Below are 22,511 nucleotides of genomic sequence, written 5' to 3' on the forward strand. Positions count from 1 at the left end.
GAAGCGTTTCCGCCTAGAGGTGTCACCCAGAGCGAGCAACGTTGTCAAAGGTTGGTATATCGACTGATCTGCGGATATGACGAGGCAGTTGCAACGTGGGAACGAACTCTTGTCAACGTTGTCAACGCTACCTATAGTCCGTGGCACCTCTCGGTCGGTCATCCGCCAGTCCACGCAACGTAAACGGAGGTGACATTCATCATGAATGACGCGCCGCGCCCGCAGTTCGAAGACGTCGAAGATGTCGTCCGCTACCAGCTGTCCCGCCGCAACATGATCGGCGCCGGAGGCGCGGCCGCGATGACCGCCTTCCTGGCCGCCTGTTCCGGCGGCGGCGGCTCGTACTCCGACAAACCGGCCAACGCCAACAACAAGCCCAGCGCCGGCAAGTCCATCCAGATCGGCAAGGCGAACATCCCGGTCCCACGGGACCAGACGGTGATCGTCGGCCAGGTCGAGTACACCGTCTTCGACAGCTTCAACGGCATGATCCCGAACGGTTCACCGTCGGGCGCCGGCGTCGAGCTGAGCACCGAGCCACTGTTCTTCCTCAGCTTCGCCACCGGCAAGCTGACGCCGTGGCTGGCGACGGAGTACAAGTACAACGACGCCTTCACCGAGCTGACCCTGAAGTTCGACCCGAAGGCGCACTGGAACGACGGCCAGCCGCTGGGCGCGAACGACTTCAAGTTCACCGTGATGCTGCTGAAGGACCGCCCCGACCTGTTCGGCGGCGGCGGTGACCTCAAGGAGTTCGTCAAGTCGGTCGCCGTGCCCGACCCGCACACCGCGGTGGTCACGTTCCTGAAGCCTGCGCCGCGCTTCCACTACAACTTCATCGCCGCGATCTCCGGTGCTCCGAACAACATCATGCCGGAGCACATCTGGAAGTCGCAGGACCCGACGAAGTACAAGGACAACCCGCCGGTCCGCAGCGGCCCGTACAAGCTGAAGACCGCGATCCGGAACCAGAAGATGTTCGTCTGGGAGAAGGACCCGAACTACTGGAACAAGGACAAGCTCGACGTCAAGCCGCAGTACGTCGTGTTCCAGAGCACGTCGAAGCAGCTCGACCAGGCGTCGCTGGCGTTCGAGCGGGCCGAGTTCGACGTCGGCTCGGTGGACGAGCCGCACGCCAAGCTGCTGCGCAACAACGGCTACCCGAACCTGGTGACGACCCAGTTCCACGACCCGAACCCACGGGTTTTCTGGCTGAACTGCGACCCGGCGCGCGGCGTGATGGCGGAGCCGAAGATGCGCTGGGCGATCAACTACTGCATCGACCGGGAGAAGATCGGCAACTCGATCTGGCCGGTGAAGGTGCCGCCCGCGCAGTACCCGTGGGCGGACTACCCGACCAACGACAAGTGGAAGAACGACGACCTCGCGAACAAGTACAAGTTCGACTTCAGCCCGGACAAGGCGACCCAGCTGCTGGACGAGATCGCGCCGAAGAACGCAGCCGGCAACCGGGCGTACAAGGGCAAGGAGATCAACCTCGAGATCATCACGGTCTCGCCGGTCGACGGCCCGGAGTACGCGATCGCGAACCTGCTGAAGACCCAGCTCGGGAAGGTCGGCGTACCGGCCACCCTGCGCAGCCTGGCCGGCAGCGTCCACGACGACAAGTTCCAGCGCGGCCAGTACGACATCGACTCGAACTGGGCCGGCTTCGCGATCGACCCGGTGCAGCTGTACACCGACTGGACCAGCGACAAGTACCAGCCGATCGGGAAGAACTCGGCGGGCAAGAACAAGATGCGGTTCCGCAACCCGGAGTTCGACAAGCTCATCGAGCAGCTCGGTGTGATGAACCCGGACTCGCCCGAGGCCAAGCCGCTGCTCGACAAGGCGATGGAGATCTACTTCCAGCAGCTGCCGTTGCTCGCCTCGATCCAGACCGGCTACCCGTCGTACTTCAACACGGCGTTCTGGAAGGACTGGCCGACCGACGACAACCTGTACGAGGTGCCGCTGAACTGGTGGCCGCACTTCATCTTCGTGCTCGGCAAGATCAGCGCCACCGGGCAGAAGGGACCGGCGTGACGGCGGAGGCGCCGCCGGTCGTAGCTGTCGACAAGAGCCGAGACACCGCACCCCAGTCCGGGGTGCGGGCCTGGCTGTCGCGGCATCCGCTGGCGGCGTACGCCATCCGGAGGTTCGGGCTGTACCTGGTCGAGCTGTGGGGCGCGCTGACGATCGCGTTCTTCTTCTTCCGGATGATGCCCGGAGACCCCGTCCAGACGCTGATCCAGACGCTGCAGCAGAACTACGTCTACAACGCGCAGGCCAGTGCCGAGCTGATCGCCCGGTACCGGCACGAGTTCGGCCTCGACGGGAACCTGCTGACCCAGTACTTCAAGTACATGGAGAAGCTGGTCCTGCACGGCGACCTCGGGCCGTCGCTGATCAACTACCCGACGCCCGCGCAGACCGTGATCCTGCGCTCGCTGCCCTGGACCATCGGTCTGCTCGGCATCTCCGCGGTGCTGGCCTGGGTGCTCGGCATGGTCATCGGCGCGATCGCCGGCTGGCGGCGCGGCAAGCTCGGCTCCGCGATCGCCACCAACCTGTCGATCGCGCTCTCGCACGTGCCGTACTTCTTCGTCGCGCTGATCCTGGTGTACGTCTTCGCGTACTCGATGGGACTGTTGCCTGCGAGATCGGCGTACGACTCCAACATCAATCCAGGGATCAGCTTCGCGTTCATCGGCAGTGTGCTGAAGTACGGGCTGTTGCCGGGGTTGTCGATCGTGATCATCGGGACGTTCAGCTGGATCCTGTCCACCCGGATGCTGATGATCCCCATTCTCGGCGAGGACTACCTGGTGTACGCCGAGGCCAAGGGACTCAAGGGCCGCCGGATCCTGACCCGGTACGCGCTGCGGAACTGCTACCTGCCGCAGATCACCGCGTTCGGCATCTCGCTGGGCTTCATCTTCAACGGGAACGTGCTGGTCGAGCAGCTGTTCAACTACCCGGGTCTCGGAACCACGCTGGTGACCGCGATCCAGCAGCTCGACTTCAACACGATCCTCGGGGTCACCGACATCGCGATCTTCTCGGTGCTGACCGCCGTCCTGCTCCTCGACCTCCTGCTCCCGCTGCTTGACCCGCGGGTCAAGTACTGGAAGTGATGACGATGAGAATCCTGACTGCGGTACTGCGAACGATCCGCAACAGCCGGCGGCTCGCGACCGGTCTGATCATCTTGGCGGTGCTCGTGCTGATCGCGCTGTTCAGCCCGTTGATCGTGAAGGCGATCGGCGGCGGACAGGACCCGGTCGAGCTGGCGGCGTACGACAAGTGGCTGGTGCCGGGACCGAAGCACCTGTTCGGCACCGACCAGTTCGGGCGGGACGTGTTCGCGATGGTGGTGAAGGCGCTCGCGGTGTCGCTGCAGATCGGCGCGATCGCCGGCGTGATCTCGACCGTCGCGGGTGTGATCGTGGCGTTCGTCGCCGGGTACAAGGGCGGCTGGATCGACAACGTGCTCTCCACGTTCACCGGCATCCTGTTGGTCATCCCCACATTCCCGCTGCTGATCGCGCTGTCGGCGTACGCGAAGAACGTCAGTCTGTTCCAGGTCGGCGTGATGATCTCGATCTTCTCCTGGCCGTTCGCGGCCAAGACGATCCGGTCGCAGGTGCTGTCGCTGAGAACGCGGCCGTACGTCGACCTGGCGCGGGTCAGCAAGGCGCGCGACGTCGAGATCATCGTCACCGAACTGCTGCCGAACCTGCTGCCGTTCATCGGCGTCGGGTTTGCGTCGTCGGCGCTCGGCGCGATCTTCGGCCTGGTCGGCCTGGAGATCATCGGCCTCGGGCCGGGCGGGGTCATCGACCTCGGCCAGATCATCTTCAACGCGATCGGCACCGGCGCGCTGACGCTCGGTGCGTGGCCGATGTTCGTGGTCCCGATCGCGTTGCTGACACTGCTGTTCGCGGCGCTGAACATGGTGAACATCGGCCTCGAAGAGGTCTACAACCCGCGGCTGAGGGGAGTGGCCGGTGAATAACGTACTCGAGGTTAAAGGGCTGGAAGTCGTCTATTCGACGAACCGGGGCGACGTGAAGGCGGTCCGCGGGATCGACCTGGACGTGCACCGCGGCGAGATCCTCGGCATCGCCGGGGAGTCGGGCAGCGGGAAGAGCACGCTCGCGGTCGCACTGCTGCGGTTGCTGAAGGCACCGGGCAAGGTGACCGGCGGCTCGGTCATGTTCAACCCCGCCGGCCGCTCGCCGGTGGACCTGCTGAAGGTGCACGGCGAGCAGTTGCGCGTACTGCGCTGGAGCGCGCTCTCGTACCTCCCGCAAGGCTCGATGAGCTCACTGAACCCGGTGATGCGGGTCCAGGACCAGTTCAAGGACGTGATCCTGGAACACGCGCCGAACCGCAAGGACTCGCTCGGCGAGATGATCCCGCGGCTGCTCGAACAGGTCGGTCTGGAGGCCCGCGTCGGCCGGATGTACCCGCACGAGCTGTCCGGCGGGATGAAGCAGCGGGTGCTGATGGCGATCGCGGTCGCGCTCGAACCGGACCTGGTGATCGCGGACGAGCCGACCACCGCGCTGGACGTGACGATCCAGCGGGTGATCCTGCAGTCGCTGGCGGATCTGCGCACCGACTTCGGCGTCACGCTGATGGTGATCTCGCACGACATGGGCGTCCACGCGCAGCTGGCCGACCGGGTGGCGGTGATGTACGAAGGGCAGCTGGTCGAGGTCGGCGACGTACGGCAGGTGTTCAAGGACCCGCAGGATCCGTACACCCGCCGGCTGATCGACTCGATCCCGCAGGTCGGAAGGAGGGCGTCATGAAGTCGGAACTGGAACTTCGGGGCGTCGAGCAACGATTCCACGCCCGTGACGTGCCCGGTGGTTACCTGACCGCGGTCGACGACGTCAGCTTCACGCTGGCCGCGTCGCCGCCGCAGATCGTCAGCCTGGTCGGGCAGAGCGGCAGCGGGAAGAGCACGATCGCCCGGAACGTGCTCGGCCTGCAGAAGCCCACCGCCGGGCAGGTGCTCTACGGCGGCAAGGACATCTTCAAGCTGTCCAGGGCCGAGTACGACGAGTACCGGCGCGACGTGCAGCCCGTCTTCCAGGACCCGTACGCGATCTTCAACCCGTTCTACCGGGTCGACCGCGTGCTCTGGAAGGCCGTGAAGAAGTTCAAGCTGGCCGACACCCAGGCCAAGGGACTGGAGCTGATCGAGGAGTCGCTGCGCGCGGTCCGGCTGGAGCCCGAGAACGTCCTCGGCCGGTACCCGCACCAGCTGTCCGGCGGCCAGCGGCAGCGCATCATGCTGGCCCGCGTACACATGCTCAAGCCGTCGTTCATCATCGCCGACGAACCGGTGTCGATGCTGGACGCCCAGGTCCGCAAGCACTTCCTGGACATCCTGCTGGACTTCCAGCGCGACCACGGCATGACGACGCTGTTCATCACCCACGACCTGTCCACGGTGTACTACCTCGGCGGCGAGGTGATGGTCATCACCAAGGGCAAGATCGTCGAGAGCGGCCCGGTGTCGACGGTGATGCACGAGCCGTCGCACGCGTACACGAAGCTGCTGCTCGACTCGATCCCGCAGCCGGACCCGGACCAGCGCTGGACCAGCCGGATCGCCGTCGACGAACTGGATCATCTCGACGACACACCCGCCGACGCCACCGCACCGGAGGCGCCGATCATCTAGTCCCCGACGTACACAGGAACTGGTAGAACCACGCGCTGAACGACGGATCGGTCATCAGCTCGCGATAGCGGGCGATCTCGTCCGGGGTGGCGCCGACGGACAACAGCAGCGGCTCGGCCTGACGGTTGAGGTTCCGGTGCAGCAGGCAACCGTCGGTGCCGCCGGCCGTGGTCTCGGAGTACTCCATCGTGTGGACGTCACGGAGCCCGGCCGCCCGCATCCGGGCCGCCGTACCGCCCGCCCAGGCGAAGCTGATGCCGCGCGCGGGGCTGCCGACCTCGTGCGAGAGGTACTGCATCCGCGCCCAGAGCGCCTCGTCCTCGGGGCTCGGCGTACTGATCGGATGCAGGCGGCGGGTGGTGAAGTCGCCGATGACGATCCGGCCACCGGGCGCGAGCGCGTGCACCAGGTCGGCGAACACCTCGTCGCGTTCGGGAAGGTGCATCAGCACCAGCCGGGCGTGGATCACGTCGTACGGGCCGTCGACGCCTTCGCGGACGTCCTGCTGCCGGACTTCGACGTTCGGTGCAGGGTCCTGAAAACCGGCGGTGTCGATGTCCAGGGCAACGACCTCGCCGGTCCGGGCGGCCAGCCAGTTCGCGATCCGGCCGGAGCCGGCCCCGACGTCCAGGCAGCGCGCGGTGGGGGACAGGCCGACGCGTGCGAGACACCACTGGGTGGGGGTGTCCAGCATGCTCCCGAGGTAGTCCAGTTGCTCGCGGGCCAGTTCGCTGGTGGTGCCGAAGAGGTAGTTCATACCCGGCAGCGTCTCGCGGTCGGTGTGCCGGGTACATCCGGGATCATCCGGATCGGGTGAGCGCCCAGGTGACGACCTCGTACCGGCTGGTCAGGGCGAGTTTCTGCCGGACGTGGTCGAGGTGCGTCTCGACTGTCCGGCGCGAGATCCGCAGCCGGCGGGCGATCTCGTCGTTGCCGAGGCCTTCGCCGGCGAGGGTCGCGACCTCGAGTTCGCGGCGGCTGAGCGGGCGGTCGTCCACGGTCGGCGGTGCGAGCGCCTCGGCGATCAGGTCGGACTGGGCGAGTTCGCGGCCATCGGCCATCAGCCGGGCGGCCCGCCGTACGCCGGTCTGGCGCCGCAGGCGTTCGACGGTGGCGTCGCAGAACGTCGTCATGGTGCCGGACATCCGGCCGCCCTGTCGGCTGAGGGCCGTCGCGGCACCGGCGAGGCGGAGCGCAGCGCGGGTACGGCCCTCGTTGGCGGCGAGGCTCATGCTCGCCCACAGCCACTCCGGGTCCTCGATCAGGCCGTCCGCGGCGCTGATCTGGTCGGCGACCGCGGCCAGCTGCTGCCGATGCGCGTCGACGTCACCGGCGACGGCGGCGGAGAACGCAATGCCGAGGCGTGCGGTCACGTTCATTGCGGCACCGCCGCCCGCCTGGCTGATGTCGAGCGCCGTGCGATAGTGCGCTTCGCCCTCCGCCCAGCGGTCGTTCTCGAAGAGGGTGAGGCCCAGCACGGTGAGGGCCCAGCCGCGGCCGCGTTCGTCGCCTGCCTGCGTGAACATCGCGATGCTCTGCTCGCACAGCTCGGCGGCGCGCTGCGTGTTCCCGCTGGACGCGGTGACCAGCGCGAGATCCCGGAGACTGCGCGCCGTACCGCCCTCGTCGCCGATCTCCCGACGGAGCTTGAGGCTGCGGTGGTAGGCGTCGCGGGCGGCGGCGTAGTCGCGTTGCCGCCAGGCGAGGCGGCCGAGTCGGGCTTCAGCGGCGGCGAGCACCTTCGGCTCGGTGGGGGCGTGGTGGAGGACCTGCTCGATGCGGTGCCGGGCCTCGTTGACCTGGCCGCGATGCTCGGAGTAGTAGCCGAGCGCGGTGGACAGCCGCAGGGCCAGGTCCGTCGGTTGCGTGCGGGCCCAGGCCAGGGCAGCGAGGACGTTCGCCTCCTCGCGTTGCAGGTCGACGACCGCGGCGGCGCGGTCCGGTCCACGGAGCCGGATGTCGTCGCGGAGTACGACGGTGAGGTAGTGGCGGGCGTGGCGCTCGCGGACCGCGGCGTCGTCGTCGAACACGGTGCCGGCGTACTGGCGGACCGGTTCGAGGAGGCGGAACCGCATCCGGCCGTCCGGGAGCGGCTCGGTGAGGACGAGCGAGTGGTCCACCAGGGCGGTGAGCGCGGCGAGTACGTCGTCGACCCCGGCGACCGCCTCCAGCGCGTCGAGGTCGAAGCCGCCGGCGAACACCGCGAGGCGACCGAGGAGTAGCTGCTGCGACGGTTGCAGCAGGCGGTAGCTGGAGTCGAGCGCGGCGCGCATCGTGGTCTGGCGGCCGTGCGGTTCGTGGAGCAGCGGGATCAGCCGGTCGAGGACCTGGCGCGCGGACAGGACCCGGCTCCACGCGGCGGCGAGCTCGATCGCGAGCGGCAGGCCGTCGAGCTGACGGCAGATCTGGTGGACCGTGCCGTCGAAAACGAAGTCGGCGTTGACCTGCCGGGCGCGATCGGCGAACAGCTCGACGGCGGTCCGGTGCGCGAGCGGCGGCAAGCGGTACACCTGCTCGCCCGTCGCCCTGAGTGGGACCCGGCTGGTCGCGAGGACCCGCAGTTGCGGGCAGTCCTTCAGGAGTTGCGCGACGTACGCCGAGACCTCGCCGGCGACATGTTCGCAGTTGTCGAGCACGAGCAGCAGGTCCCGATCGAGCCGCTCGTCCGCCAACGCCTCGGCGACGCCCTGCGCCGCCGCGAGCTCGACCAGCACCACCGGCGAGTCGTGCCGCGCGACGAACTCCCGCACCAACCGCGTCTTCCCCGCCCCGGGCGGCCCCGCCACCGTGACCAACCGAGCGTCTGCCAGCAGCCGTCCGACCCGCTCGATCTCCGTACGCCGCCCGAAGAACCGCGTCAGTGGCTGGTTCGTCCGGGTTGACGTCGGCGGGCGGGTGGAGAGCAGCGCCTGGTGGAGCGACTGGAGTGCGGGGGAGGGGTCGGTGCCGAGCTGCTCCGCGAGATGCCGGCGGAGAGACTCGTACTGGGCGAGCGCTTCCGCCTGACGGCCCGCGTCACGAAGCGCGGTGAGCAGCGTCAGCCACAGCGTCTCCCGGAGCGGGTGCTGTGCCGTAAGCCGTTGTAATACAGGGATCTCCGGGATCTGCTCGCACGCGGTGAGATAGCGCTCGACCAACGCAGGCGTCTCGTGCCGGTCGAACCAGGACGACAGCCCGCTCCCGAACGGCTCCCCGCGCCACAACGCCACCGCCCGCCGCGATTCGCCCGCGTCGAGCAGCCCGTGGAACCGCAGTACGTCGACGCTCTCCGCCGGAACGTCCAACCGGTACCCCGTCGGCTCGGTCGTGATCGCGTCGTCGCCGAGCACCCGGCGCAGCCGCCCGACGTACGTCTGCAGACTGCCCCGCAGGCGTTGCGGCGGATCGTCCGGCCACAGCGCCTCGCCCAGCGCGGCGAACGACACGGTCCGCCCGCAGCGCAGCGCGAGCACCGCCAGCAGCGCCCGCACCTTGCGCCCCGGAACGTGCAGCACCCGCCCGCCCCGACGGATCTCGAACGGGCCGAGCAGCCGAATGTCGAGATGTCCCATCTCACCCCCGAGAGATATAGCCATCCACTTTACCGATCCATCGGGTCGTCCGGACTGACAGCGAACTGACAGCGGCAGTCCGTACGGTCGAGCGGACAACGGGCGCACGCCCGGATCGGGGGGATCATGCCAAGCGGGACCACAGTCCTGGCCTTCTGCCTGGCGGCTCTGGTGGTGCTCGTCATCCCGGGGCCGTCGGTCGCGTACGTCGTCACCTGCAGCCTGCGGCACGGCCGAACCGCGGGCCTCGCGTCCGTCCTCGGCCTGGAACTCGGCGCCCTCGTCCACGTCGCCTGCGCCGCCGCCGGTCTGGGCGCGGTACTGGCGTCCTCGCCGGACGTCTTCCGCCTGATCCGCTACGCCGGCGCCGCGTACCTGCTCGCGATGGGCCTGCGCGAACTCCGCCCACCGAAGACCGACGCCCCGAAACACCGCGCCCTCCCCGCCGGCCGGCTCCGGATGATCCGCGACGGCATCCTCGTCGACCTGCTGAACCCGAAGACGATCCTGTTCTTCCTCGCCTTCCTGCCCCAGTTCGTCCGCCCCACCGAAGGCCCCGCCCAGGTCCTGCTCCTCGGCACCTGCTTCGTCCTCCTGGCCGCCGCCTGCGACGCGACGTACGCCGTCGTCGCCGGCACCTTCTCCACCCGCCTCCGCTCACCCCGAGCCCACAGACGCCTCCAGCAAACAACCGGAGGCGTCTACCTGGGACTCGCAGGCCTTGCTGTCCTGACCTAGACGGTCTTGATCGCCGGGTCGCTGATGCCTGGGGTGCCGGTTTCGACGTGGCCGGCGAAGCGGCGGAGGTAGGTCGGGTCGTCGGGGGTGGTGATCGAGACGTCGTACCAGTGGGTTGTGGTGGGGATCGTGTGCCTGGTCGTGCCCTTGAGGAGGTCGAGGGTCTTGGGGGAGCCGCCATAGGAGTTGGTGACGGTGACGCGGCGGGCCGTGCCGGACGTCAGCGTGAGGTCGACGTTGCCGGTGCGGGGGTTCTCGCGGGCGGTGATCTCCAGGGCGGTGGCGGGTTTGCCCTGGAAGGTGCGGAGGAAGCCGTTCGGGCCGTGGACGGTGAGGTCGGTGACGCCGCCGGAGTAGATCGGGTTCCAGCTGTCGGCGATCGACTTGCCGGCCTCGGTGGTGTACGTCCACGGGCCGTCGGTGCGGTTCGCGGACGTGATCAAGAACTGCGCGCCCGCGTGCGGGCCTGAGCTGAAGGTCAGCTTGTACTTGCTGTCGGCAACGGCTCCGTCGACGACCGGTGCGTAGGGCAACGGCCGGGTCAGGCGCCGGCCGCGCTCCTGCGCCGGGAGCTTGCCGACCGCGGGCGGCTTCGGGACGTAGTCCGGGTGCCGCTTGTTGTCCGGCGGCTGGTACGCGCTGGTGTCCGGGAGCTTCGCCGGCCGGGTGGCCGACGTACCGAAGTCGAACGCGGACGTCAGGTCGCCGCAGATCGCCCGCCGCCACGGCGCGATGTTCGGCTCGTGGACGCCGAACCGGGTCTCCATGAAGCGGATGATCGACGTGTGGTCGAACACCTCCGAGCATGTGTAACCGCCGGTGCTCCACGGCGACACCACGAGCATCGGCACCCGCTGGCCGAGACCGTACGGCCCGTGCGCGGCCTTCGCGCCGGTGTACAGGTCGGCGGCCGGGTCGATCGTCGACAGGCCCTGGTTCGCGTCCATCGGCGGGTACGGCGGGACGACGTGGTCGAAGAAGCCGTCGTTCTCGTCGTACGTGATGAACAGCGCGGTCTTGCTCCACACCGCCGGGTTCGCGGTCAGCGCGTCGAGGACCTGGGAGATGTACCAGGCGCCGTAGTTCGCCGGCCAGTTCGGGTGCTCGGTGAACGCCTCGGGCGCGGCGATCCAGGAGATCTTCGGCAGCCGGTCAGCCTTCACGTCGGCGGCGAGCTGCGCGAACAGGTTCTCGCCGGCCTTCGCGTTCGTACCGGTGCGGGCCTTGTCGTACAAGGGGTTCCCAGGCTGCGCGTTGCGGTAGTTGTTGAAGTAGAGCAACGAGTTGTCGCCGTAGTTCCCGCGGTACGCGTCGTCGATCCAGCCCCACCCGTGGTCGCCGTCCAGGCCGTCGCCGACGTCCTGGTAGATCTTCCACGACACGCCCGCCTTCTCGAGCCGCTCGGGGTACGTCGTCCACCCGTAGCCGGCCTCGTCGTTCCCGAGCACCGGGCCGCCGCCCGTCCCGTCGTTGCCGGTGTAGCCGGTCCACATGTAGTACCGGTTCGGGTCGGTCGAACCCATGAACGAGCAGTGGTACGCGTCGCAGAGCGTGAACTTGTCCGCGAGCGCGTAGTGGAACGGGATGTCCTCGCGGGTCAGGTACGCCATCGTGGTGGAGGTCTTCGCCGGGATCCACTGGTCGTACCGGCCGTTGTTGTGCGCCTGATGCGCGTCCGGCCAGCTGTGCGCGAGGTCCTGGATGAACTGCAGCCCGAGGTTGTCCGCCTGCGGCCGGAACGGCAGGATCTCCTGCCCGAGGGCGTTGCGCTGGTAGAACGTCGGCTTGCCGCTGGGCATCGTCACCGGCCGCGGATCGCCGTACCCGCGAACGCCGTTCAGCGTGCCGAAGTAGTGGTCGAACGACCGGTTCTCCTGCATCAGGACGACGATGTGCTCGACGTCCTGGACGGTGCCGAACCGGCGGTGCGCGGGGATCGCGGCGGCCTGCTCGATGCTGTTCGCCATCGCGGCGAACCCTGCCGACGCACCGGCCAGCTGCAGGAACCTCCGACGGTTGATGTCTGCCATGTGGGTCTCCTTGTCGGGGCGGATGGAGCCTCTGGGCACCCTAGTCTGGTCGCTTCGACCCACGAAAGGTTCGGGCGTCATGGATCAGGTCTGGTACGTCGCCTACGGCTCCAACCTCGCCTTCGCACGATTCACCTGCTACTTGTCCGGCGGTCGACCACGAGGTGGCGCCCGGGTGTATCCCGGCTGCCGCAATCCGGCCCCGCCGGTGCGCTCGTCAGGCGTCCTGCTCCCCGGGCGGCTGGTCTTCGCCGGCGCGTCGAAGGTGTGGGGCGGCGGGTCCGCGTTCTACCACCCGTTGCTGCCCGGCGAGGTCGCGGCGCGGGCGTACCTGCTCACGGCCGACCAGTTGGCCGACGTGGCCGCCCAGGAGATGTGGCGCGAACCGGGCGGCGAGTACGCGCTCGAACTCGCCGCGGTCCTCCCGTCCGTCACCCACCTGCACTCGCTCGGCGACGGGCGCTACGAGACCGTGGTCCGGCTGGGGGAGTTGGACGGCGCGCCGATGTACACGATCACCCACGGCGCGATCGGAGAGCCGGTCGCGCCGAGTGCGTCGTACCTGCAGTGGATCGCGACCGGTCTCGTCGAGGCGCACGGGTGGCCGGTGGAACGGGTCGTCGACTACTTGCACGGCGCGCCGGGCGTCGACCTCGGGTGGACGCCCGGCGCGTTGCTGTCAGTGCTTGACGGCGGTGCAGGTGGCGGTGGCTGACTTGGTCGGGTCACTCTCGGAGGTCGCGGTCAGGGTGATCTTGGAGATCGGGCCGCTGCCTGCCTTCGTGTAGACGGGGACCGTGACCTGCTGGCCCGCGTTCGCGGTGGCGAGCGCGTTCGGGAGCGCGATCTGCCAGCCGCTCGACCTCGCGGTCAGGCGGTAGACGTCGCCCTTCGTGTACTGCGTCGTACCCGCCTTGCCGGTGTTGGTCAGGCGGAAGTTGCAGGTGCCGTTCTGCGCGACGGTCGGGAGCAGGCGGACGCCGCGCTTCTGCGGGCCGGAGCCGTCGAGCGAGCGGATCGCGACCGTGTACGACAGCTCGCCGTTCGCGTTGCGGTGCAGGTTGGTGATGTAGAAATGCAGACGGTTCGCGGGGTCGGTGTATTCGTATTCACTGCCCGAGTTCGTCCCGGCGTGGAAGAGCGCGTCGGACAGTTGCCGGTAGTCGCCGATCGTGATCGGGACCTTCGTACCGTCCGGCAGTACGTAGTCGGTCATGGTGATGTCCTGCGGGTTCGCGTCGATCACCCACTCGAACGGCGCCCGGTCCTGGTCCTTCGTCTTCGCCAGCAGTACGCCGGAGTCGGGCGTGAACGAGTCCGTACCCATCCGGTCCACCACCTCGACCGTGTAGTTCTGGTACCCGCGGCCGTCGCAGAGCGGGTCCTTCGTCGCGTCGCACGGCGCGTCGAGATCGCCCGCGCCGCCGAGCTGGATGTTGATCCCGGACAGCTCGTCCGGCCCCGGCTGCACGCTGCGCGCCTTGACGTTCGCGATCACCACGCCGGAGGTGGCGAGCGCCTCGCGGGACAGCCGCAGCACGTTCTTGTCGTCGACCATCTGCAGCTTGATCTTGTTGCGCAGCATGTGTTGAGCGCCCATCGACGCACCGCCGGTCGCCGGGATCATCCACCGGCTGTGCGGTCCGCCCGGGCCGTTGAAGCTGCCCCGGCTGAGCATCTCCCAGATGCCGGTGTACGCGCGCCGCGGCGGGTCGCCGTACGGGTTGTTGTAGTTGTCGCCGATCCCGAGGATGTGGCTGAACTCGTGCGCGAACACGGCCATCCCGGAGCTCTCCGCCTGCGTCGACGACCCGCCGCCGGCGTTCGGCCAGATCGACGCACCGGCCGCCCACGACGTCCAGTCGACGTACCGGGTGTCCGACCACTTCCGCTGGTTCGGGTCCGGCGGGCCGAACGCGGCGGAGACGTCCTCCTTGGTCGGGAACTTCATCATCCCGAACTCCTGCCACGTCGACGACTCGTCCTGCCCGGCGCTCAGGTAGAACACGAAGTCGTACCCCGCCGGTACTTCGGCGCCCTGGTCGGCGACCCACGCGGCGTGCCCGTCGGTGCGGATGTTCCGCGAACAGTTGTCCCCGGCCGGGCAGTCCGCGGCGCTCTGGAACTCCATCCCGTACTCGTGCGACTTGCCCGGCATCCGGTACGGCCCGAACGCGGTCAGGTCGACGCCGTACCGGCCGCCGGAGTCCTCCATCCAGTACTCGTGCAGCGTGTGCCCGTGGTTCAGCGGCTCCGGGGTGTTGAGGAAGTTCTTGTAGAACTGCGCCACCTGATCCCGCGGTACGCCGTTCGCCGCCGCACTCGGGTTGCCGAACGCCGTCGACCCCTTCGGCTTGGTGATCACGAAGTCCTGATTCGGGTAGTCGAGCAACACGAGCGCACCCTTGAACGTCCGCTTCGACCCCTTCACGGCAGGATCGGCCCAGTTCGTCCCCGGCGGCTTGACGTAGTCGTCCCACGTCATGTGGTCCGGGTTCTCCCAGTTCTGCGGATCGATCGGCCCCGGCAACCCGGCCACCGCCGTCTTCGCGACCCGCGCATCCACCCCCGACTCCTGCCAAGGCTGCTTCTGCGGCCACTGCGGATACTGCCAAGCATTCACCGGATCCGGCGGCGCCCCACCACCCCCCGACGCCAACGCCACCGAAGGCGTCGCCAGCAACCCGACGACAACCACCAACCGCAACACACCACGAAACTTTCGCTGCTCAGACACGGGCGGGCATCCGATCGACGAAGGAACGAAACGGAACCACGAGCATCCCGTGCCTACCCGGAAGCCACAACACCACCCGGCGCGTACGCGGGAACCGTCGGCTCAGGCGGCTGCGAATCCACCCAGATACGCGAGATGGTGTGAGGTGGCGAAAGCAACCGGGACGCTGGTGCCGCCGAGCCCGCGGCCGCCGCCGTCAGCGGCCTCGGCGAGGCGATCGTCGCCCCAGGAGTAGCCCGCTCCGGAAAAACTTCCGGAGCTCACCAATTCACTCGACACCAGCCGGAGCGTGCTGGCACGAGCGTTGTCGCCGTCCGTTTCGCGCAGGCGCTCCCGTAGGTAGAGCCAATGATCCGGGCAGGTGTACTTGAGATTGATGTGGTTGCTCCGCCAAGGCTCGGCCGGTGCCGGATGCACGGCGCCGTAGTCTCCGAACCTGAGACTGTCCGACGTCGCTGCCCTGACCGTCTCCCAGAGGACTTCTTCGAACCGAGGCTGTTCCCAGTGATGAATCTGCTCCAGTTCCTTGGGGACAGATCCGCTGAGGACCGTGATCGATCGGTACTCGCGCCAGATCGGCAGGCCATCGAGCAACGCGAGCATCACATCCACCAGCCGCTGGTCGGGCCCGGCGACGTAGCCCGCATCCAGCACGATGTCGAGACGCACCGGATCGATCGCCAGTCGCTCGAGGAAACGCTCCAATGCTGCGGGGGTGATCCGGCGCACGTCGACACGTACCGCGCAGCCTTGACCAATCTCCCCGGATAGTTGGCCTACCCGGCTGAGTAGTGCCGGATCGGCACCGGTGTGGACAACCGGGATGAACGGCACAGTCTCGTCTTCCATGAACAACGCCGGGGTTGGCTGGAGCCGGTGGTTCAGGCGTTCGAGGACAGTTCCGGTGCTCGGGTCTGAGGTCAGCCTCGTGGTGTCGATCATCGCGATCCGCCCGAGTGCCCACAGTCCATGGACAGCCTTCTCCACCCCATTGAGCAGGCGGTCGACCTTGTCTTCCGGCACCGGGTCGAGCATCAGCAGTGGCTGCACCGCACTGTCGGCACGCAAAGCCGCGAGCGCGGTGAACTCACCGCTCTTGGCGCGCAGAGCCACGAGCGTCCGGAAGCCCGCCAGGGATTGCATCCCGCCACCTCCATCACCCTGTGTGATCACCTGTTCTTCGAGGGTAAGCGTTGGGTTTGATTCCCGCGCGCGACACGGATCGTCTACTGTATGCAGTATGAATTTGCTCTGAATGGAGGGATGTCGATGTACTCGGTCACCGATCCGGTGCGGGGGTTGCTGGTGGAGGAAGTGGAGAACTGGACGGACGCGGAGGTGGGGGCCGCGGTGGGGCGGGTGCAGGGGGCGTATGCGGGGTGGCGGGCGCGGGGTGTGGGGGAGCGGGCGGGGGTTGTGGCTCGGGCTGCGGAGTTGTTTGCGGAGCGGGTGGATGAGCTGGCGGGGATCATGACGCTGGAGATGGGGAAGCGGGTCAACGAGGGGCGTGGGGAGATCGGTGTCGTTGTCGACATCTTTCGGTACTACGCGGAGAACGGGCCGGCGTTGCTTGCGGACGAGGAGATCGGCATCAAGGGGGGTGCGGCGGTGATCCGGAAGGAGCCGATCGGGGCCTTGCTCGGGATCATGCCGTGGAACTTTCCGTGCTATCAGGTGGCCCGGTTCGTGGCGCCGAATCTGGTGCTGGGGAACACGATTCTGCTCAAGCACGCGTCGATCTGCCCGCGGTCGGCGCGTGCGATCGAGGAGATTCTGCACGCGGCCGGCGTACCGGAAGACGTGTATGTGAACACGTTCGCGTCCAGTCGGCAGATCCCTGCAATACTTGCCGATTCGCGGATCGCAGGGGTGTCGCTGACCGGGAGCGAGCAGGCCGGGATCGCGGTCGCCGCCGAGGCCGGGCGGAATCTGAAGAAGACCGTGCTCGAGCTCGGCGGATCCGATCCGCTGATCGTGCTGGACACCGACGACCTCGACGAGACCGTGAACGCCACGGCGACCGCGCGGATGCGGAACTGCGGCCAGTCCTGCAACGCGCCGAAGCGGATGATCGTGCTCGCGGACGTGTACGACGAGTACGTCGACCGGCTGACCAAACGCGTCGCCGAGTACTACGTCCCCGGCGACCCGTCCGACCCGGCGACCACGCTCCCGCCGCTGGCGTCGGCGGCGGCCGCGGACGAGGTCGCCGCCCAGATCACGAAGGCCGTCGAGCAAGGGGCGACGTTGCGCGCGGGCGGTCGCCGCATCACGCCCGGCGCGTACCTCGAGGCCACGGTGCTGACCGACGTAACCCCGGCCATGGACGCGTACTACGAGGAGATCTTCGGCCCGGTCGTCACGGTCTTCAAGGCGGACGACGAGGACGACGCGATCCGCCTCGCGAACGACACGCCGTTCGGCCTCGGCGCCTCGGTCTGGGGCACCGACCCGGCCCGCAACCGCCGGGTCGCCGACCGCATCGAAGCCGGCATGGTGTACCTGAACCGGGCCGGCGGCTCGCAGGCCGACCTGCCGTTCGGCGGCATCAAACGCTCCGGCCTCGGCCGCGAACTCGGCCCGGCCGGCCTCGAGGAATTCATGAACAAGAAGTCGATCCGGCTGTGAATCAGCCTCTGTTCCGGCCGTTGTCAATGGACCTCACCGGCTCGGCGCGACCCGGCCGAGCTCGTCGTACAGCTGAGCCGCGGGGGCGGCGGACCCGCACCCGGTGTGGGGAGTATTTCTTGCCGATCCAGGCGGAAATCCTCCCCAACCCGCCCCTGGCCGCGACCGGTCTGCGTCGCCTGAGGAGTGCTTGGGCTCGGGTGACAGGAAGCGGTCGTTCGGGCTGCGGATGCACCTCGGGGCGGTCACAATTGGGCTACCAGATCTGACCGAGAGCGATGCCGATGAGCTACCAGCAGTACCCGCCGCCCCCGCAGGGAACGCCGTACCCGGGACCCGCTCCGAAACTGCCCGACCGGCGCCCCCGTGATCCACTGGCCGTTGCCCTGGGCAACGCTTCGCTGCTCGGTCTCGGGTACTTCCTGATCCGCCGCTGGGTGTTCGCTGTGGCCGGTCTGCTCGGTACGGCGCTGCTGGTCGTGCTGCTGTGCACGCAACGCAAGACCGGCTACGAGTTCGCCCTGATCGCCTGGGGCGTACTGCAGGTCGTGCACGGCTGGTTCCTCGCGCAGCGGCACCCGGTCCGCGCGGCGAACCTCACCAAGCGGCTGGTCGCGCTCGGCGTCACGCTGGCGGTGTTCGCCGGCGTGGCCTTCGCGCGGTACGACGCGCACCGGATCGACAAGGACGCCGTCGCCGCCCGGGACGCCGGCGACTGTCCCGGAGTCCAGGCGGCCCAGGCGAAGTACAACGTCGCGCACCGGATCGGGGACGCGCCGCGGACGGTGCGCGTCGAGACCGATACGAAGGCGTGCGACAAGATCGACGCGGCCGCCGCCGTACTGCGGAGCGCCCGGCCGGAGGCCGACACCGCGCGGCTGCAGATCGGGTTCGAGATGCTCGCCGCGGTCGTCGCGCAGCCCCACCAGCAGGCGACCACCCGCACCGCGCTGAACGAGTTCCTGCACGGCCTGCCGTTGAAGGACGCCTGCCAGACGGTCACGATCACCGAGTGGCTGCGCGGCCGCGCCAAGGCCGGCAACCTGCTCGACGAGGCGAAGCAGATCGTCCCGAAGATCGAGCCGAACGCGTTGGTCGGCTGCGGCGACGCGAAGCTCGCGAAGTCCGACTGGACAGGCGCGCGGAGCACCTACGCGCTGCTGGTGCAGCGGTATCCGCACGCCAAGCAGGCGGACCGTGCCCGCGCCGGTCTGAAGAAGGCCGACTACGAGATCCTGCAGGCGCAGATCCAGGCCGAGCTCGCGCGCGTCCGCGGGCTCGTCAGCTCCGGCGGCTACTGCGCGACGCCCGCGAAGTACAGCCCCGCCCCGAAGCTGCGGTCCGGGGTGAACCGCGCGGTGTTCGAGGGTGGGACCAACTACACGAGCAAGCTGCCCTCACAGTGGAAGGGCACGACGGCCGACAACGCCGCGATGGTGATCTGCGCGGGGAAGGACACCCAGGGGAGTGCCGTCCGTACCTGCGACTACACAGCGCCGAGCGCCGTCGGCGGCCGCATCGCGGTGACGTTCCACAAGATCAGCGTGCCGGTCCAGGTCTACGAGTTGCGGACGGGACGTCTGATCACCCGCACCGCGGTCCAGATCGACGGTTCGGCGTGCCCGGCGACGATCTATTACACGACCTTCCACGGTTTCGGGATCCCCGATCAGGACCAGTACGTGCGAGCCACCAACGCCACCGTTCAGGCAGCGTTCCGGCCGTTGGTCGTGCGATAGTAGCTGCACTATGAGCGAGCCTGCCGGGTACTCGATCAAGACCTACCGCTACCTGCGGATGGCCATGGTGGCGATGATCGTGATGCTGGCGGCGGCGGTGCTGATCGAGTGGTCGAAGACCGCCCCGCACTGTCTGCAGACCTCGATCAGCGCGTACTACTACACGCCGGTCCGGGCGATCTTCGTCGGCGGGCTGATCACGATCGGCGTCTGCATGGTGGTGCTGAAGGGCAACACCGAGACCGAGGACATCCTGCTGAACGTGGCCGGCATTCTCGCGCCCGGTGTCGCGCTGGTCCCGACGCCCGGGCACGGGAGTTGTCACTCGGTGCCGGTGGTGCTCGGCGACGCGGGCGCGAACGTCGCGAACAACATGCTCGCGCTGTTCGTGGTCGGCGTACCGTGCCTGCTGCTGACCGCGTTCTTCATCGTCCGGGACCGGATCCTGGAGCCCGGCGCGTGGACGCCGGCGTACGTGTTCGGGCTCGGCGTCGCGGTGCTGGTGTTCGGGGGCGGGCTCGGCTGGTTCCTCGTCGACCGCTCCGGGTTCATCGGGCACGCGCACTACGCGGCCGCGATCGTGATGTTCGTGTGCATCATCGCGGTCGTGGTGGTGAACGCCCAGCAGCTCCGCCGCAAGCACGGTGTCCCGCGATCACGGGCCGACCGGTACTCCGTGATCGCGGTCGCGATGATCGTCGTGCCGCTGCTGATGGTCGCCTGGGCAAAGCTGTTCGGCTGGGCGCACGCGGTCCTCGGGATCGAGGCCGCGCTGATCGTGCTGTTCGCGGCGTTCTGGATCATCCAGACGCAGGAGCTGTGGAGCGAGGGCGTCCGTCAGGAGTTCCCGCGGTCACCGCAGGCCACGCCGTCGCCGTTGTGATCGAGCTGCTCCGAGTAGCCGGGGTCGCCGCGGTGCAGCGGAGCCTTGCCGGCGGCACGCACCTCGGCGCAGTTCTTGTAGACGACCTCGGTGGGCGTCGGCGACGGCAGGAAGGTCGGCGTCAGCGACGGTGTGGGCGTCGGTGCCGGTGTTGACAGCGTTGCTAGCCGGCGGGTGGTGGCCCGCGATGGAGTCGGCGTACTGGCGACCAGCCGAACAGGCTGCTCGGTACGTCGCGTCGGTGTCGGGAGCGGTGTCGGCGCCGGTCGCGGAGGTGGTGCCGTCGTCCGGGTGATCGGGGTCGGGTGCGCCGGCACGCTCGCCTGGTACAACGGCGCCGTCCCGGTCGGCCCGTCCCCGAACGGGTTCACCAGGACCAGCGTCATCAGCACGACGGGTACGACGACGATCGCGAGCGCGGTCGTCCGGCGCGGTCCGCCGTACCGGCCGATGGGTCCGCGGACCGGGCGGCCCTGCTCGTCGACCCAGAAGGCCCAGCGTCTGGGCGGTGGCGGCCAGTTCTGCGGCGGTTGCCAGCGGCGTGGCGGTTGCCAGTCCGGTCGCGGTGCTGCGGGCCACTCCGGCGGTGTGTTGAACTGCCTCACTTCGATCCTCCCCGCGAGAGCCTAGCGATCCCGGCCGCGGTCGAACAGATTCATACGTTTGCTCCCGGAGAGCTAAGTCTCGTTGACAGACTTAGCAAGCGGGTGTGAGGCTCGATCCATGACGGAGACTCAGCAGGCGGAGCGGAGCCGGACCTTCGAATGGGCCGATCCGGCGGCGACGGCGGCCCGGCTCGGACGATCGTCCGGCCTGGAGATGCTGCAGGCGATGCGCGACGGCGACCTCCCGGCGCCGCCGATCCTGCACCTGATCGGCGGCAGCGGGATCGAGGTGGAGGAGGGCAAGGTGACCGTGCTGATGCCGGCCGCCGAGTTCCACTACAACCCGCTCGGCACCGTGCACGGGGGTGTCATCGCGACACTCCTCGACACCGCCGCCGGCTGCACCGTGCACTCGACGCTGCCGGCCGGCGTCGGCTACACGTCGCTCGACCTGATGACCCGGTTCATCAAGCCGGTCACGATCCAGTCCGGCCTGCTGCGCTGCGAGGGCGGGATCATCAGCCGCGGTCGCCGTACGGCGGTCGCCGAAGCGCACCTGTACGACGAACGCGGCAAACTCCTCGCCCACGCAACCTCGAGCTGCCTGATCTTCGAACTGCCTCAGGCCTGATCGGCGAGCAACTTCTCCGAGGCGACCAGCCGGACACAGGTGGCCAGGCCGGTGATCGCGGCCTCCACCTCCGGGAGCTCCGGGTACGTCGGCGCGATCCGGATCACCTGGTCCGTCGGGTCGTCGCCGTACGGGTGCGTCGCCCCGGCGGGCGTGATCGCGATCCCGGCCGCCTTCGCCTTCGCGACCACCTCCCGGGCGCAGCCCTCCGGCACCTCCAGGCTGACGAAGTACCCACCGGCGGGCGCCGTCCAGGACGCCAGTCCGGTGCCGCCGAGCTCCGCGGTGAGGATCTTGTCGACCGCGTCGAACTTCGGCCGGATCAGCGCGGCCAGGGTCCGCATGTGCTCGCGCAGACCGTCGGCGTCGCGGAGGAACTGCACGTGCCGCAGCTGGTTGATCTTGTCCGGGCCGATGCTGCGCTTGACCGTGTGGCTCAGCCACCACTTGAGGTTGTCCGGCGAGGACCCGAAGAACGCGACCCCGGCCCCGGCGAAGGTGATCTTCGAGCTCGACCCGAACACGAACGCCCGGTCGGCGTGCCCGTTCTCGGCGCACAGCGCGAGGACGTCGGCCAGCTGCGCGGGGGAGTCCGTCAGGTGGTGCACGGCGTACGCGTTGTCCCAGAAGATCCGGAAGTCCGGCGCCGCGGTCTCCATCGCGGCGAGCCGGCGCACGGTCTCGTCGGAGTACACCGTGCCGTCCGGGTTGCTGTACTTCGGCACGCACCAGATGCCCTTGATCGCGGCGTCCTCGGCGACCAGCCGCTCGACCACGTCCATGTCCGGGCCTTCGGCGGTCATCGGCACCGGGATCATCGTGATGCCGTACCGCTCGCAGATCCCGAAGTGCCGGTCGTATCCCGGCACCGGGCAGAGGAACGACAGCCCCTCGACGTCGGCCCACCGGGTCTCCGCGCCCGGCACCTTGCCGAGCAGCGCGAACACGACCGCGTCGTGCATCAGCTCGAGGCTCGAGTTGCCCGCCGCGAGCAGCTGGTCGACCGGCACCTGCAGGTCGCCGGCGAAGATCGCCCGCACCTCGGGCAGCCCGTTCAGCCCGCCGTAGTTCCGCAGGTCGGTCCCGTCCGCCGCGACCGGCTCCCCAGCCAGCCCGAGCACGCCGTTCGCCGCGTCGAGCTGCTTGGGCGACGGCTTCCCGCGCGTCAGATCCAGCTTGAGCCCCTTCGCGACCAGCGTTTCGTAGTCCTGGCGCGCACGCTCGACCTGGGCAGTCAGCTCATCGACACTCACGGGGAGTCCTTTCAC

General features: G+C 68.5%; 18 protein-coding genes. 11 read left to right on the top strand and 7 right to left on the bottom strand.

All coding sequences use genetic code 11. From position 1 onward, the window contains the following. Positions 1-201: 201 nt before the first annotated feature. Genes ACXJJ3_RS39940 through ACXJJ3_RS39960 form a run of 5 tightly spaced genes read left to right on the top strand, consistent with a single transcriptional unit; the run spans position 202 to position 5,701 of the window. On the top strand, positions 202-2,046 hold the full coding sequence (locus tag ACXJJ3_RS39940) for an ABC transporter substrate-binding protein (RefSeq protein WP_458167218.1): 1,845 nt from the start codon (positions 202-204) through the stop codon (positions 2,044-2,046). Next, positions 2,043-3,137 carry an ABC transporter permease gene (locus ACXJJ3_RS39945; RefSeq protein WP_458167219.1) on the top strand — a complete coding sequence of 365 codons (1,095 nt, stop codon included), beginning with the start codon at positions 2,043-2,045 and terminating at the stop codon, positions 3,135-3,137. Before ACXJJ3_RS39940 ends, ACXJJ3_RS39945 begins: the two co-directional genes overlap by 4 nt. A 5-nt stretch (positions 3,138-3,142) precedes the next feature. After that, positions 3,143-4,018, top strand: coding sequence for an ABC transporter permease (locus tag ACXJJ3_RS39950; protein WP_458167220.1), 876 nt, complete (start codon positions 3,143-3,145; stop codon positions 4,016-4,018). Next, positions 4,011-4,820 carry an ABC transporter ATP-binding protein gene (locus ACXJJ3_RS39955; RefSeq protein WP_458167222.1) on the top strand — a complete coding sequence of 270 codons (810 nt, stop codon included), beginning with the start codon at positions 4,011-4,013 and terminating at the stop codon, positions 4,818-4,820. The genes ACXJJ3_RS39950 and ACXJJ3_RS39955 overlap by 8 nt, the downstream gene beginning before the upstream one ends. Beyond that, a complete protein-coding gene (locus ACXJJ3_RS39960) occupies positions 4,817-5,701 on the top strand; it encodes an ABC transporter ATP-binding protein (RefSeq protein WP_458167223.1) in 885 nt (294 codons plus the stop codon). The genes ACXJJ3_RS39955 and ACXJJ3_RS39960 overlap by 4 nt, the downstream gene beginning before the upstream one ends. Here ACXJJ3_RS39960 and ACXJJ3_RS39965 read toward each other — a convergent pair. Both ACXJJ3_RS39965 and ACXJJ3_RS39970 read right to left on the bottom strand, forming a co-directional pair. Next, complete coding sequence (locus ACXJJ3_RS39965) at positions 5,694-6,458, bottom strand: class I SAM-dependent methyltransferase (RefSeq protein ID WP_458167224.1); 765 nt, start codon at positions 6,456-6,458, stop codon at positions 5,694-5,696. The genes ACXJJ3_RS39960 and ACXJJ3_RS39965 overlap by 8 nt on opposite strands. Positions 6,459-6,501: 43 nt before the next feature. Next, positions 6,502-9,252, bottom strand: coding sequence for a BTAD domain-containing putative transcriptional regulator (locus ACXJJ3_RS39970; RefSeq protein WP_458167225.1), 2,751 nt, complete (start codon positions 9,250-9,252; stop codon positions 6,502-6,504). A gap of 126 nt (positions 9,253-9,378) precedes the next feature. On the opposite strand from ACXJJ3_RS39970, the gene ACXJJ3_RS39975 reads away from it, so the two are divergent. Next, complete coding sequence (locus ACXJJ3_RS39975) at positions 9,379-9,990, top strand: LysE family translocator (protein WP_458167226.1); 612 nt, start codon at positions 9,379-9,381, stop codon at positions 9,988-9,990. Here ACXJJ3_RS39975 and ACXJJ3_RS39980 read toward each other — a convergent pair. Continuing rightward, the gene (locus tag ACXJJ3_RS39980; RefSeq protein WP_458167228.1) at positions 9,987-12,020 is read right to left on the bottom strand and encodes a phosphocholine-specific phospholipase C; all 2,034 of its coding nucleotides are present in this window, start codon (positions 12,018-12,020) and stop codon (positions 9,987-9,989) included. The two genes, ACXJJ3_RS39975 and ACXJJ3_RS39980, sit on opposite strands and share 4 nt — an antisense overlap. A gap of 79 nt (positions 12,021-12,099) precedes the next feature. Here ACXJJ3_RS39980 and ACXJJ3_RS39985 point away from each other — a divergent pair, with 79 nt between their 5' ends. Next, entirely contained in the window at positions 12,100-12,735 is a 636-nt protein-coding gene (locus ACXJJ3_RS39985; RefSeq protein WP_458167229.1) for a histone deacetylase, read from the top strand. Here ACXJJ3_RS39985 and ACXJJ3_RS39990 read toward each other — a convergent pair. Together ACXJJ3_RS39990 and ACXJJ3_RS39995 are read right to left on the bottom strand one after the other, a co-directional pair. Further along, complete coding sequence (locus ACXJJ3_RS39990) at positions 12,700-14,730, bottom strand: M6 family metalloprotease domain-containing protein (protein ID WP_458167230.1); 2,031 nt, start codon at positions 14,728-14,730, stop codon at positions 12,700-12,702. The genes ACXJJ3_RS39985 and ACXJJ3_RS39990 overlap by 36 nt on opposite strands. A 129-nt stretch (positions 14,731-14,859) precedes the next feature. Further along, positions 14,860-15,900 (bottom strand): beta family protein, encoded by a 1,041-nt coding sequence (locus tag ACXJJ3_RS39995; RefSeq protein ID WP_458167231.1) that lies wholly within the window; start codon positions 15,898-15,900, stop codon positions 14,860-14,862. A 120-nt stretch (positions 15,901-16,020) separates the two neighbouring features. Here ACXJJ3_RS39995 and ACXJJ3_RS40000 point away from each other — a divergent pair, with 120 nt between their 5' ends. From ACXJJ3_RS40000 to ACXJJ3_RS40010, 3 genes are all read left to right on the top strand, one after another. Then, complete coding sequence (locus ACXJJ3_RS40000) at positions 16,021-17,385, top strand: NAD-dependent succinate-semialdehyde dehydrogenase (RefSeq protein WP_458167233.1); 1,365 nt, start codon at positions 16,021-16,023, stop codon at positions 17,383-17,385. Between the two features lie 284 nt (positions 17,386-17,669). Further along, a complete protein-coding gene (locus ACXJJ3_RS40005) occupies positions 17,670-19,124 on the top strand; it encodes a hypothetical protein (RefSeq protein WP_458167235.1) in 1,455 nt (484 codons plus the stop codon). A gap of 10 nt (positions 19,125-19,134) precedes the next feature. Further along, positions 19,135-20,007, top strand: a complete 873-nt coding sequence (locus ACXJJ3_RS40010) for a hypothetical protein (RefSeq protein ID WP_458167236.1) — start codon at positions 19,135-19,137, stop codon at positions 20,005-20,007. On the opposite strand, the gene ACXJJ3_RS40015 is transcribed toward ACXJJ3_RS40010, so the two are convergent. Further along, positions 19,962-20,612, bottom strand: coding sequence for an excalibur calcium-binding domain-containing protein (locus ACXJJ3_RS40015; protein ID WP_458167237.1), 651 nt, complete (start codon positions 20,610-20,612; stop codon positions 19,962-19,964). The genes ACXJJ3_RS40010 and ACXJJ3_RS40015 overlap by 46 nt on opposite strands. Before the next feature lie 118 nt (positions 20,613-20,730). On the opposite strand from ACXJJ3_RS40015, the gene ACXJJ3_RS40020 reads away from it, so the two are divergent. Then, positions 20,731-21,243, top strand: a complete 513-nt coding sequence (locus tag ACXJJ3_RS40020; RefSeq protein ID WP_458167238.1) for a PaaI family thioesterase — start codon at positions 20,731-20,733, stop codon at positions 21,241-21,243. Here the strand turns inward: ACXJJ3_RS40020 and ACXJJ3_RS40025 are convergent. Beyond that, a complete protein-coding gene (locus ACXJJ3_RS40025; protein WP_458167239.1) occupies positions 21,234-22,496 on the bottom strand; it encodes an aminotransferase class I/II-fold pyridoxal phosphate-dependent enzyme in 1,263 nt (420 codons plus the stop codon). The two genes, ACXJJ3_RS40020 and ACXJJ3_RS40025, sit on opposite strands and share 10 nt — an antisense overlap. Positions 22,497-22,511: the final 15 nt, after the last annotated feature.

This window comes from Kribbella sp. WER1, from assembly GCF_054189145.1.

Bases quoted from the DNA above. Each gene is read 5' to 3' on its own strand.
- ACXJJ3_RS39940 (WP_458167218.1), top strand. From the start codon at position 202: ATGAATGACGCGCCGCGCCCGCAGTTCGAAGACGTCGAAGATGTCGTC.
- ACXJJ3_RS39950 (WP_458167220.1), top strand. From the start codon at position 3,143: ATGAGAATCCTGACTGCGGTACTGCGAACGATCCGCAACAGCCGGCGG.
- ACXJJ3_RS39960 (WP_458167223.1), top strand. From the start codon at position 4,817: ATGAAGTCGGAACTGGAACTTCGGGGCGTCGAGCAACGATTCCACGCC.
- ACXJJ3_RS39965 (WP_458167224.1), bottom strand. From the start codon at position 6,458: ATGAACTACCTCTTCGGCACCACCAGCGAACTGGCCCGCGAGCAACTG.
- ACXJJ3_RS39970 (WP_458167225.1), bottom strand. From the start codon at position 9,252: ATGGGACATCTCGACATTCGGCTGCTCGGCCCGTTCGAGATCCGTCGG.
- ACXJJ3_RS39975 (WP_458167226.1), top strand. From the start codon at position 9,379: ATGCCAAGCGGGACCACAGTCCTGGCCTTCTGCCTGGCGGCTCTGGTG.
- ACXJJ3_RS39980 (WP_458167228.1), bottom strand. From the start codon at position 12,020: ATGGCAGACATCAACCGTCGGAGGTTCCTGCAGCTGGCCGGTGCGTCG.
- ACXJJ3_RS39985 (WP_458167229.1), top strand. From the start codon at position 12,100: ATGGATCAGGTCTGGTACGTCGCCTACGGCTCCAACCTCGCCTTCGCA.
- ACXJJ3_RS39995 (WP_458167231.1), bottom strand. From the start codon at position 15,900: ATGCAATCCCTGGCGGGCTTCCGGACGCTCGTGGCTCTGCGCGCCAAG.
- ACXJJ3_RS40000 (WP_458167233.1), top strand. From the start codon at position 16,021: ATGTCGATGTACTCGGTCACCGATCCGGTGCGGGGGTTGCTGGTGGAG.
- ACXJJ3_RS40005 (WP_458167235.1), top strand. From the start codon at position 17,670: ATGAGCTACCAGCAGTACCCGCCGCCCCCGCAGGGAACGCCGTACCCG.
- ACXJJ3_RS40010 (WP_458167236.1), top strand. From the start codon at position 19,135: ATGAGCGAGCCTGCCGGGTACTCGATCAAGACCTACCGCTACCTGCGG.
- ACXJJ3_RS40020 (WP_458167238.1), top strand. From the start codon at position 20,731: ATGACGGAGACTCAGCAGGCGGAGCGGAGCCGGACCTTCGAATGGGCC.